Here is an 11,001-nt window from a genome sequence, read left to right as displayed (position 1 = left end):
GCTTGAGATAGTGCATGCCGATCTCCTCGGCATCCTTCTTGGGCATCTTGCGGACCCAGATCGGCGCCAGCGTCAGGTTCTCGAGGATCGTCAGATGCGGGAACAGGTTGAAGTGCTGGAAGACCATGCCGACGTCGCGGCGGATCTCGTCGATCTTCTTGAGGTCGTTGGTCAGCTCCGTGCCGTCGACGATGATCGAGCCCTTCTGGTGCTCCTCCAGCCGGTTGATGCAGCGGATCATCGTCGACTTGCCCGAGCCCGACGGCCCGCAGATCACCAGCTTCTCGCCGCGCGAGACCTTCAGGTTGATGTCGCGCAGCACGTGGAACTCGCCATACCACTTGTTGACGCCGACCATCTCGACCGCGGTGGCCGTGTTCAGCGAGGTCTGCTTCAAAGCGGCCGGGCGGTCGGAGGTCTTGAGGTCTGCCATTGCCATGATCATGGATCCTTTCAACGCTTCTGGCCGGCTGCGAGGCGTCTCTCGACCGCGATCGAGTAGCGCGACATGCCCCAGCAACACAGGAAATAAAACATCGCGGCGAAGGCATAGCCGGTCGCGCGCGTGGTCGGCGTCGCCCAGGTCGGATCGACCAGGGTCGCCTCGATGGTGCGCAGGAAGTCGAAGATGCCAACGATGGTGACCAGCGTCGTATCCTTGAACAGCCCGATGAAGGTGTTGACGATGCCCGGGATCACGATGCGCAGCGCCTGCGGCAGGATGATCAGCCGCATCATCTGCCAGTAGCCCAGGCCGAGCGACATTGCGCCCTCGTACTGGCCCTTCGGCATGGCCTGCAGGCCGCCGCGGATCACCTCCGCCATATAGGCGGCGGCAAACAGCGCGACGCCGATCAGCGGGCGCAGCAGACGGTCGGGCGAATACTCCTGCGGCACGAACAGCGGCAGCATGGTGTTGGCCATGAACAGCACGGTGATGAGCGGCACGCCGCGCACGAACTCGATGAAGATCACCGAGAGCAGCTGGATGATCGGCAGCTTCGAGCGCCGCCCCAGCGCCAGTACGACGCCCAGCGGCAGCGAGAAGACGATGCCGACCGCCGCGATCAGGAAGGTCACCATCATGCCGCCCCACAGGCCGGTATCGACCCGCGGCAGGCCGACCGCTTGGGCCAGCACCGCGATCAGGCCGAAGACGATCATGGCCATCAGGATCAGGCGCTTGGGCCGGTAGAAGCGCTGCCAGGGCGGCGCCGCCTCCTCCACCGCCAGCAGCGCCGGCCCGACCCAGAACCGGGCCAGGTTCGGCACGAAGGACAGCACGAGATAGAGCACCGCCAGCCCGAAGGTCAGCAGGATCAGGAAGCGCAGGAAGGTCTCGGCGCCGTCGCCGCCGAGCAGCAGCAGATAGGCGCTGATCGGCAGGATCACGAAGAAGAAGAAGGCGCCGACCTTCTTCAGCGGGGCCCGGTCCCACAGCATCCAGACGACGCCGAGCGCAAACATCGCGAAGACGATGTTGACGCGCCAGCGCTGCGGGATCGGATAGGATCCATAGATGAAATACTGGAGGCGGTCGGCGACATAGGCCCAGCAGGCACCGACGGGCCGGCCGACCTTCTCGGGCAGGCAGGCGTCGCGGTTGGTGCCGCTCCAGACCGCATCGATGAAATAGAAGCGCACCAGATCCGGCACCGCGGTCACCACGATATAGAGGCAGACCAGCGTCATCAGCGAGTTGACCGGCCCGGAGAACAGGTTGTTCCGGACCCATGCAATGGGACCGGCCACCGAGAGCGGCGCGGCCTCCTGCTGCAGCGTCTCCTTGCGGACGAAGGCGTAGGGTGCGTTTTCGAGCGTTGCGTCGGTCATCGGGGCGCCCTCACCGTTCCACCAGCGCCATGCGCTTGTTGTAGATATTCATGAACAGGGAGGTCACGAGCGAGATGGTGAGATAGACCGCCATGGTGATCGCAACGACCTCGAGCGCCTGGCCGGTCTGGTTCAGCACGGTTCCGGTGAAGACCTGGACGAGATCGGGATAGCCGATCGCGACCGCGAGCGACGAGTTCTTGGTCAGGTTGAGATAGTTCGAGGTCAGCGGCGGGATGATCACGCGCATCGCCTGCGGGATCACGACGAGCTTCAAGGTCGGCCCGGCACGCAGGCCCAGCGCATTGGCGGCCTCCGTCTGGCCCTTGGAGACCGCCAGGATGCCGGCGCGCACCACTTCGGCGATGAAGCCGGCGGTGTAGGTCGTGAGGCCGATCAGCAGTGCGACGAATTCGGGATAGATCTGCAGGCCGCCGGTGAGATTGAAGGTGCCCTGCTGCGGCAGGTCGAAGGTGAGCGGCTGTCCAGCGATGAAATACACCACCAGCGGCAGGCCGATGATCAGCGCGAGCGAGATCGAGCCATTGGGGTACTGCGTGCCGGTGCGCTCCTGCTGCTTCTTCGACCAGGTATAGAAGACGATAGCGGCGACGATCGCGACGAAGAAGGCGATCACCACAAACTCGAACGCCGGTGCGAATTGCGGGTTCGGCATGATGATGCCGCGGTTGTTCAGGAATATGCTGCCCGGCAATGCGATCGAATTGCGCGCACCCGGCAGCGGCTTCAGCACGGCGTTGTACCAAAAGAACAACTGCAGCAGCAGCGGCAGGTTGCGGATGACCTCGACATAGATCATCGCAAGTTTCGACAGCACCCAGTTGCTCGAAAGCCTGGAGACGCCGACGAAGAAGCCGAGGAAGGTCGAGAGCACGATGCCGATCGAGGCGACCAGCAGCGTGTTGAGCAGGCCGACATAGAAGGCCTGGCCGTAAGTGCTGCCCGACGCGCTGAACGGGATCAGCTTCTGGTTGACGTCGAACCCGGCAGCATTGTGCCAGAAGCCGAGGCCCGACGCGATCTTCTGCGCCCGCAGGTTCTCGATGGCGTTGGAGGCGGCCGACCAGATCAGGAAGCCAACCACCGCGATCAGTGCGAACTGGTAGACATAACCCCTGATCCTGGGGTCATAGAACAGCGAGGCTTTTCCCGGCTGCACGGTCTCGGTCGGAATGGTCGACACCTTTTACGCCCTCTTCGTCGCGTGTTGCGGCCGGCGATCCGACGACGGTCGGTGGACCGCCGCCAGTCGTGCTGTTGTCCGTGCCGATTAAAGATGGCGCGGCGCGCGAGGCGCCGCGCCGGCCGATCAGCGGATCGGCGGGGCGTATTGCAGCCCACCCTTGGTCCAGAGCGCGTTCTGGCCGCGGGCGATCTTCAGCAGCGAGCCTTGGCCGATGTTTCTTTCAAAGGCCTCGCCGTAATTGCCGACATGCTTGATGATGCGGTAGGCCCAGTCGTTGGTCAGGCCGATCGCCTCGCCATACTTGCCCTCGGTGCCGAGCAGACGCTTGATCTCGGGGTTGGGCGACTTCATCATCTCATCGACATTGGCCTTGGTCACGCCGAGTTCTTCGGCGTTGAGCATGGCGAAATGCGTCCACTTGACGATATCGAGCCAGACATCATCGCCATGCCGCACGACAGGGCCGAGCGGCTCCTTCGAGATGATCTCGGGCAGGACGATGTGGTCGGCGGGAGCCGAAAGCGTCAGACGCTCGGCATAGAGACCGGAGGCATCGGTGGTGAACGCGTCGCAGCGCCCGGACTCGTAAGCCTTGACCGTCTCCGTGTTGGAGGCGAAGGCGACGACCTCGTATTTCAGCTTGTTGGCGCGGAAATAGTCGGCGAGGTTGAGTTCGGTCGTGGTGCCCTGCTGGGTGCAGATCGAGGCGCCGGCGAGCTTGAGAACGGAATCGATACCGAGCTTCTTGCGGACCATGAAGCCCTGGCCGTCATAATAGTTGATGCCCGCGAAGTTGAGGCCGAGCGAGGTGTCGCGCGACATCGTCCATGTGGTGGTGCGCGACAGCAGATCCACCTCGCCCGACTGCAATGAGGTGAAGCGGTCCTTGGCCGAAAGCGGAATGAACTTGACCTTGGCCGGGTCGTCGAAGATCGCGGCGGCCACGGCGCGGCACATATCGACGTCGATGCCGGTCCAGTTGCCCTGCGCATCGGGGAGACCGAACCCGGCCAGGCCGGTGCCGGAGCCGCAATGCAGAATACCACGGCTCTTGACCTGCGCGAGCGTACCGGTCTGAGCCTGCGCCCCGCCGACGCCTACGGCTGTTGCGGCGACGACGAGCGCCGCGGCGAAAAATTTCTTCATACCTAGTTCCCCTGTTGGCGGAACGGGTTCCTGCCCGTTCTCGGTGACCTTGCAAGTCCTGGACCAAGCTACCCGCTTGTCACCCCCTCCTTTTGGCCCGATCCCGGCCCTGAACAGTCAAGAAAAATGACGGACGCCGGGTGATCCGGCGCCCGTCGAAATCAGCTCAGCGAACCGGCGGAGCGTATTGCAGGCCGCCCTTGGTCCAGAGACCGTTCTGGCCACGGGCGATCTTCAGAAGCGAGCCCTGACCGACGTTCTTTTCGAAGGATTCGCCGTAATTGCCGACATGCTTGACGATCCGGTAGACCCAGTCGGTGGTCAGGCCGATGGTCTCGCCGAACTTGCCCTCGGTGCCGAGCAGGCGCTTGATCTCGGGATTGGGGGACTTCAGCATCTCGTCGACATTGGCCTTGGTCACACCGAGTTCCTCGGCGTTCAGCATGGCGTAGTGGACCCACTTCACCAGGTTGAACCAGGCCGGATCGTTGTTGCGGACGGACGGGCCGAGCGGCTCCTTGGAGATGATCTCCGGCAGCACGATATGCTCGTCCGGCGCCGTCAGCTTCAGGCGCTCGGCATAGAGGCCCGAGGCGTCGGTGGTGAAGGCGTCGCAGCGGCCGGCGTCATAGGCCTTGATCGTCTCGTCGGACGAGGCGAAGGCGACGACCTCATATTTCAGGTTGTTGGCCCGGAAATAGTCGGCGAGGTTGAGCTCGGTCGTAGTGCCCTGCTGGGTGCAGACCGAGGCGCCGGAAAGCTGCAGCGCCGAGGTGACGCCGAGCTTCTTGCGGACCATGAAGCCCTGGCCGTCATAGTAGTTCACACCGGTGAAGAGGATGCCGAGAGCGGCATCGCGCGTCATCGTCCAGGTCGAGTTGCGGACGAGCAGATCGACCTCTCCCGACTGCAGCGCCGTGAAGCGGTCCTTGGCCGAGAGCGGGATGAACTTGACCTTGGCCGGATCGTTGAAGATCGCAGCCGCGACCGCGCGGCAGTATTCGACGTCGAGGCCCTGCCAGTTGCCCTGGGCATCCGGCACGCCGAATCCGGCGAGGCCGGTGTTCGAGCCGCAGTTGAGGATGTTGCGCTGCTTGACCTGCGCGAGCGTGGCCGGCGCCTGTGCCGACACCGCCGAAGCCGCCAATGCGAGCCCGAGCCCTGCGATTGCGGCTGCCATGATTTTCTTCATTGAAATCTCTCCCATTGAGGTCTCCTGCGGCCTCGGCCAGCAGGCCGTCATCGGTTTCGTCGCCGGCGGACCTGCGGCCCGCTCGATTGCACAGAAATTAAGCGACGTCCCCTTCGCTCGATTGCCAGAGCCCCGCATGAGCGTCAAGCAAGGTTCCCGGCTGGCGGCGCCCCTTGTCTGCTGCATACATCACATGCGAGTTTGTGGGGGTGGTCAAGCCTGACCCGATTTCCCGCAGACGCCCCACGCCTCCCGGTTCCATGAAAAAGCTGCTTGCATCCGATTTCGCGCGCCTGAACGAAAGAACCCGCCTCGTCATGGCCGGCCGCGATCCGGCCGACAGCTACGGCTTCGTCAACCCGCCGATCGTGCGCGGTTCGACCGTGGTCTATCCCAACACGGCGGATTTCCTCGCCCGCAAGGCGCGCTACAGCTACGGGACCCAGGGCAATCCGACGATCGACGCGCTGGTCGCGGCCTGCAACACCATCGAGGGCGGCGCCGGAACCGTCGTCACGCCGTCGGGCCTGCTCGCCTGCACCCTGCCCTTCCTCGCCTTCCTCTCGGCCGGCGATCACGTCCTGGTGACCGACAGCGTCTATCGTCCGACCCGGAACTTCTGCGAGACGATGCTGAGGCGCATGGGCATCGAAACGACCTATTACGATCCGACGATCGGGGCCGGGATCGAGACCCTGTTCAAGCCGAACACGAAGGCGGTCTGGACCGAGGCGCCGGGCTCGCAGACCTTCGAGATGCAGGACATCCCGGCGATCGTGGCTGCTGCGCACGCCCGCGACATCCTGGTGATGATGGATAACACCTGGGCGACGCCGCTGTTCTTCGACAGCCACAAGGCCGGCGTCGATGTCTCGATCCAGGCCGGCACCAAATACTATGCCGGCCATTCCGACGTGCTGATCGGCACCGTCTCGGCAAGAACGCCGGAGCTCTACAAGCAGCTGCGCGCCAGCTGGGAACAACTCGGCATCATTATCGCGCCCGAGGACGCTTTCCTGACGCTACGCGGCATGCGCACCATGTCGATCCGCCTGAAGGAGCAGATGCCCGCCGGCATCGCCATGGCGCAGTGGCTGGCAGCCCGGCCCGAGGTCGCCCGCGTGATGCACCCGGCCCTGCCCGAGGACCCCGGCCACGCCATCTGGAAGCGCGACTTCACCGGTGCCTCCTCGCTCTTCGGATTCGAGCTGGCGCCGGTCTCTATGACGGCGGTGGCAGCGATGCTGGACGGACTGACCCTGTTCGGCATGGGCGCATCCTGGGGCGGCTATGAAAGCCTCGTCCTGCCCTTCGACTGCAAGGCCTACCGCACTGCGACGACGCCGGGATTCAAGGGTCCGACGGTGCGAATCCATATCGGGCTGGAGGACCTCGACGACCTCAAGGCGGATCTCGACGCCGGCTTCGCCCGCTTGCGCGCGGCGGCCTGAGGCCGCCTCTGCCAAGCCTCAGCCCGGACTGGCGTTGGTGTCTTCCCCTCGGGCGCGGGCGCGCAGTACGAATTGCAGGTTGCGCAGGTAGACGAAGACGCCGAAGCCCTGCCCGACGATGAAGACGGGGTCGCGCCGATGCAGCGCATAGATCAGCAGCAGCATGCCGCCGCCGATCGAGAACCACCAGAACGTCATCGGCACGACCGACTTCTTGGCCTTTTCGCTCGCCAGCCACTGGACGACGAAGCGCATCGTGAAGAGCCCTTGCGCGACCACGCCGAGCACGACCCACCAGTCGAGATTGTTGACGAAGACGTCGTGAAAATAGGTCCCGATCCGGTTCTGGAGATCGATCAGCATCACCTGTTCTCCGTGACGATTTTGCTCTCCGTGACGATCTGCGGAACGCGCTTGCGGCGGCGGATCAGCCACCACACGCCGACGAGATCGAGAATGCCGACCCAGAGCCGGTCGAAGAAGCCGTAATTCGAAACGCCGGTGAGGCGCGGCCGGTCGCGCACGTCGACATGCACCACCGTGTACCCTTCGCGCACCATCAGCGCCGGCATGAAGCGGTGCAGCGCATCGAAATAGGGCAAAGCGAGATAGGCCTCGCGCCGGAAGCATTTCAGCCCGCAGCCGGCATCGCGGGTGCCGTCCTTGAGCAGCCGCCCCCGAACGCCATTGGCGATGCGCGACTGCAGCTTCTTGAAACCGGTGTCCTTGCGCCCGACGCGCTGGCCCTGGACCAGCCCTGCCTGCATACCGGCTGTCTTCAAGGCCTCCAGCATCGCCGGCAGGAAGGCGGGGTCGTTCTGGCCGTCGCCGTCGAGCGTCGCGACGACCGGCGCCCGGGCATGGCGGACACCGCTGCGCACCGCCGCGCTCTGGCCGCAGGACTGCGCATGGGTGACGATGCGCAGCCAGGGCCGGCTCGCGGCGAGCGCCGTCAGTGCCGCAGGCGTGGCGTCGCTCGAGCCGTCATCGACGAAGACGACCTCGAAGGCGCCGAGCGACCCACAGGCCGCCTCGATATCGGCCAGCAGCGGTCCGACATTGCCGACCTCGTTGCGGACGGGCACGACGACGCTGAGGATCAGCGCGGCTGGAACAGGGTCGGTCAGCGAAGAATGGTCGGTCAACAGAGGATCATCCGGCAAAAACGGCCCGCAACCTGCGTCAGGGAGGCGGACAGGGCAAGGAACTTTCGACAGCCATTCGGGCGCAGCGCTGCGGCAAACGCCTCACGGCCGGGCATAGACCGCCATCTCGAGCCGGCGGCCGCCATTCAGGTTGAAGCCCTTGATCGTCGTGATCAGGCGAGGCGTCAGCCCCGATTGGGCCGTCGCCGTCTGGAAACCGGCGGCATGACGGGCCTCGACGAAGGCGATGCGGCAGCCGGGCTGGTTCAGGAAGGCTGCAGCAGCGGCGCCGTCGATCCCCATCGCGAGATTCGTGCCGGTCAGGAACACGAGGCTCGGCTCGCGATAGCCGACCGTCATCACGGCGGGATCGGCGCAGCCGACCGAACGCGCGGCCTCGGCCAATAGCGGCGACAGCTTCAGCGAGCGCAGGCTCTCTATGGCAAAACCATAGACGCCGATCCCCAGCAGCAGGCTCGCCACCACGCAACGCCAGAGCGCGCCCTCGAAATCGCTGCGGCGGAAGGCTGCGACGACGCCGATGGCCACCAGCAGCGTCAGCAGCAGGAACGGCAGCGCCGTATAAGGCAAGGTGCCGTCGAGCGACCAGTTCCCTGCGATGATGACGCCGATCAGCGCCAGCGGCAGCAGCACGACAAGCGAGGCGGTGGCGACCGCACCGCGCCGGAAGCGGTCGATGCCGCCATTGACGAGTGCGAGCAGCAACAGCGCCGTCACGGCCGGATAAAGCGGCAAGACGTAATGCGGCAGCTTGGTCGGCACCGCCTCGAAGACGATCCAGGACGGGATGATCCAGGCCAGCAGGAACAGAACCTGCGGCTCGCGGCGCCGGACCCAGGCGAAGGGGATCGCCATCGCGGCGAAGGCGGCGGCCGGCCAATAGGTACCGAAGAAGATCAGCATATAAAGCCCCGGCGGCCCCCAATGCTTCTCCTGGCCCTCGGCGACCTTGCCGAGCATGTCCTGGCCGACGCTTTCGGCAAAGAAGCTGCCGCCGGTCTTCAGCGCGATGGCGACGAACCAGGGCAGCACGACCATGAGGCAGAGCAGCAGACCCCAGCCGAAGCGCAACGGCTTGAGCCAGCGAAAGCTGCGCTCGCGGATGCTCAGGACCAGGATGGCGAGGCCCCAGACCATCGGCACGATCGGGCCCTTCAGCAGCAGGCCGAGCGCCGTCGCGGCCCAGAAGACGAGCCAGTTGCGCGAACTCGGCACGAAGGCGAGCGAGCGCGTCCAATCGAGCCAGGTCCGCGCCAACGCCCCCATGGTGGCAACCGCGCAGGCAGCCAGCATCGCATCGGTCTTGGCGATGCGCGCCTCGACGCCGAGCAGCACGGTGCCAGCCATCAGCGCGGCGCCGAGCAGGGCCAGACGCGGGCCGACAAAGGCCAGCAGCGCCCAGTAGCTCAGAAGCACGGTCGCGACGGCGCCGATCAGCGAGGGGATGCGGTAAAGCCAGATCTGTGTGCGCGCGGCCGGCACTCCGAGCGCCTCGCCCGCGGACACCGTCGCGCTCTGGAGCCAGTAGATCCCGACCGGCTTCTTGTGCCGCGCCTCGTCCTGGAAGCGGATGTCGACGAAATCGCGCGTCTCGAGCATCTGCTTGCTCGCCTGCGCGAAGCGCGGCTCGTCGCGGTCGAGCGGCTGCAGCGTGTGGAAGCCGGGCAGGAAGGCGGCGAGCGACAACAGCAGAAGCAGCGCGCAGGCGCGGGCATGGCTGGCGGAGGCCATGGCCGCAAGACGGTCGAGCGCGGGACTGAGCGACAGCATGGTGCATCCTCGCGACCAGTCAGGTCGCGCCTGTCCAAAAAGGCCGGGAGTGGCGGGACCGGCTATCCCCGAAAGCCTGCGCCGCGATGACGGGCTTTTCGGGCACGATCAAGGCGAAGCCGCTCAAACAAGCGGCCGGCGCGGTTTACGCCGCATGCTGCGTCGCGGCAAGCCGGGCGGGAACGCCGCCGGCGACATGACAGCGGCCCTCCGCGGCGCTAGCCTCGCGGCGGGTTCGGGGAGTGGATATGGGCAGGCTGTTTGTCGAGGCACTGCGCATGGGGCTCTGGGGCCTGCTTCTGGGTCCGCTCCTGGCCGTGCTGGCGGTTTTCGCCGCCATGATCTTCGACCCAAAATGCGGCGTCGGCGATTCCGGCGGCTGCGCCATGGGCGTCGTCACCGCCCCGATCGCGGTCGCGCTGCCGAGCTTCGGGCTGTTCTTCGCGATCGGCCTGCTGCGGGGCCTGTGGCGACGGCGGCCGTCCGATCCCGCCGCCGCGATCAGGAAGCTGCGCAATTGGGGGCGGGAGGAGTGAGCGCCTACCTGATGCTGGCGCCATTGGCGGCTTCCGACATCGCATCGCAGCAGGTAGCGAGGGAATTTGGCGAGCCCGGCTGGATTCGAACCAGCGACCAGCAGCTTAGAAGGCTGCTGCTCTATCCATCTGAGCTACGGGCCCGGAAGCAAGGGCGAAGGCGCCCTCGCCTGTCTCAAAACATCGATACGTCCTAAAAATCAGTGCGTCCCAAGGATTCAGTGCGTCCACTGCCCCAGGCGCGAAAACTTGAAATTGTCGGAATAGGCGATCGCGCGGCGCGAGGGCTCGTTGGGCTGCTCGACGCGGTAGGGAATGCCGTTGCGCGTGGCATAGGCGACGGCTTCCGCTTCGCTGTCGAACCAGAGCTTGAGCTGGCTCTTCATGTCGCCCGACGAGGTCCAGCCCATCAGAGGCTCGATCTGGCGCGGTTGCTCCGGCTCGTATTCAAGAAGCCAGCGCTCGGTCTTGGCGGTGCCGGACTGCATGGCCGTGCGGGCGGGGCGGTAGATGCGTGCGGTCATGGCTCTCGCTCGGCCCTCACCTGATATCCTGGCCAGCGCCAGTGGTCGGCCCGCTCGCGCGGACCGCGTGAAACCCCGGAATGGTCGGGGCACCAGGATTCGAACCTGGGACCCTCTGCTCCCAAAGCAGATGCGCTACCGGGCTGCGCTATACCCCGACGGATCACAAGTGCATC

Annotated in this window: 11 protein-coding genes and 2 tRNA genes; 2 read left to right on the top strand and 11 right to left on the bottom strand. The window is 65.4% G+C overall.

Features of this window, described 5'->3' with window-relative positions; genetic code table 11:
* The 5 genes from AC1DYU_RS23855 to AC1DYU_RS23835 form a co-directional block, all read right to left on the bottom strand.
* On the bottom strand, window positions 1–358 hold a 358-nt coding region (locus AC1DYU_RS23855), incomplete at its 3' end, for an ATP-binding cassette domain-containing protein (RefSeq protein ID WP_476793803.1).
* A 95-nt stretch (window positions 359–453) separates the two neighbouring features.
* A complete protein-coding gene (locus AC1DYU_RS23850; protein WP_476793797.1) occupies window positions 454–1,833 on the bottom strand; it encodes an amino acid ABC transporter permease in 1,380 nt (459 codons plus the stop codon).
* A gap of 10 nt (window positions 1,834–1,843) precedes the next feature.
* On the bottom strand, window positions 1,844–3,037 hold the full coding sequence (locus AC1DYU_RS23845) for an amino acid ABC transporter permease (protein ID WP_476793796.1): 1,194 nt from the start codon (window positions 3,035–3,037) through the stop codon (window positions 1,844–1,846).
* A 126-nt stretch (window positions 3,038–3,163) separates the two neighbouring features.
* Window positions 3,164–4,186, bottom strand: a complete 1,023-nt coding sequence (locus tag AC1DYU_RS23840) for an amino acid ABC transporter substrate-binding protein (protein WP_158487260.1) — start codon at window positions 4,184–4,186, stop codon at window positions 3,164–3,166.
* Between the two features lie 166 nt (window positions 4,187–4,352).
* Window positions 4,353–5,378, bottom strand: a complete 1,026-nt coding sequence (locus tag AC1DYU_RS23835; RefSeq protein ID WP_158487261.1) for an amino acid ABC transporter substrate-binding protein — start codon at window positions 5,376–5,378, stop codon at window positions 4,353–4,355.
* 317 nt (window positions 5,379–5,695) lie between these two features.
* On the opposite strand from AC1DYU_RS23835, the gene metC reads away from it, so the two are divergent.
* Entirely contained in the window at window positions 5,696–6,829 is a 1,134-nt protein-coding gene (gene metC, locus AC1DYU_RS23830; protein ID WP_476793795.1) for a cystathionine beta-lyase, read from the top strand.
* An 18-nt stretch (window positions 6,830–6,847) separates the two neighbouring features.
* On the opposite strand, the gene AC1DYU_RS23825 is transcribed toward metC, so the two are convergent.
* The 3 genes from AC1DYU_RS23825 to AC1DYU_RS23815 all read right to left on the bottom strand — a co-directional run bounded on the left by AC1DYU_RS23825 (window position 6,848) and on the right by AC1DYU_RS23815 (window position 9,765).
* Window positions 6,848–7,192 carry a lipid-A-disaccharide synthase N-terminal domain-containing protein gene (locus AC1DYU_RS23825; protein WP_158487263.1) on the bottom strand — a complete coding sequence of 115 codons (345 nt, stop codon included), beginning with the start codon at window positions 7,190–7,192 and terminating at the stop codon, window positions 6,848–6,850.
* Window positions 7,192–7,956: a glycosyltransferase family 2 protein gene (locus tag AC1DYU_RS23820; RefSeq protein ID WP_476793802.1), complete on the bottom strand. Its 765-nt coding sequence runs from the start codon at window positions 7,954–7,956 to the stop codon at window positions 7,192–7,194. The genes AC1DYU_RS23825 and AC1DYU_RS23820 overlap by 1 nt, the downstream gene beginning before the upstream one ends.
* 120 nt (window positions 7,957–8,076) lie before the next feature.
* Window positions 8,077–9,765, bottom strand: a complete 1,689-nt coding sequence (locus AC1DYU_RS23815) for an ArnT family glycosyltransferase (RefSeq protein WP_476793794.1) — start codon at window positions 9,763–9,765, stop codon at window positions 8,077–8,079.
* 248 nt (window positions 9,766–10,013) lie between these two features.
* Between AC1DYU_RS23815 and AC1DYU_RS23810 the strand changes: the two genes are divergently transcribed.
* On the top strand, window positions 10,014–10,301 hold the full coding sequence (locus AC1DYU_RS23810; RefSeq protein WP_158487265.1) for a hypothetical protein: 288 nt from the start codon (window positions 10,014–10,016) through the stop codon (window positions 10,299–10,301).
* 67 nt (window positions 10,302–10,368) lie between these two features.
* Here the strand turns inward: AC1DYU_RS23810 and AC1DYU_RS23805 are convergent.
* From AC1DYU_RS23805 to AC1DYU_RS23795, 3 genes are all read right to left on the bottom strand, one after another.
* Window positions 10,369–10,445: transfer RNA gene (locus tag AC1DYU_RS23805), tRNA-Arg, on the bottom strand.
* Between the two features lie 74 nt (window positions 10,446–10,519).
* Window positions 10,520–10,825, bottom strand: a complete 306-nt coding sequence (locus AC1DYU_RS23800) for an ETC complex I subunit (protein ID WP_476793793.1) — start codon at window positions 10,823–10,825, stop codon at window positions 10,520–10,522.
* A gap of 81 nt (window positions 10,826–10,906) precedes the next feature.
* Window positions 10,907–10,983 (bottom strand) — tRNA-Pro (locus AC1DYU_RS23795).
* Between the last annotated feature and the right edge of the window lie 18 nt (window positions 10,984–11,001).

Source organism: Allobosea sp. P2_B12, from assembly GCF_056404835.1.
Note: the sequence above shows the minus strand (reverse complement) of the source record. Positions and strands in the feature narration are given on the sequence as shown.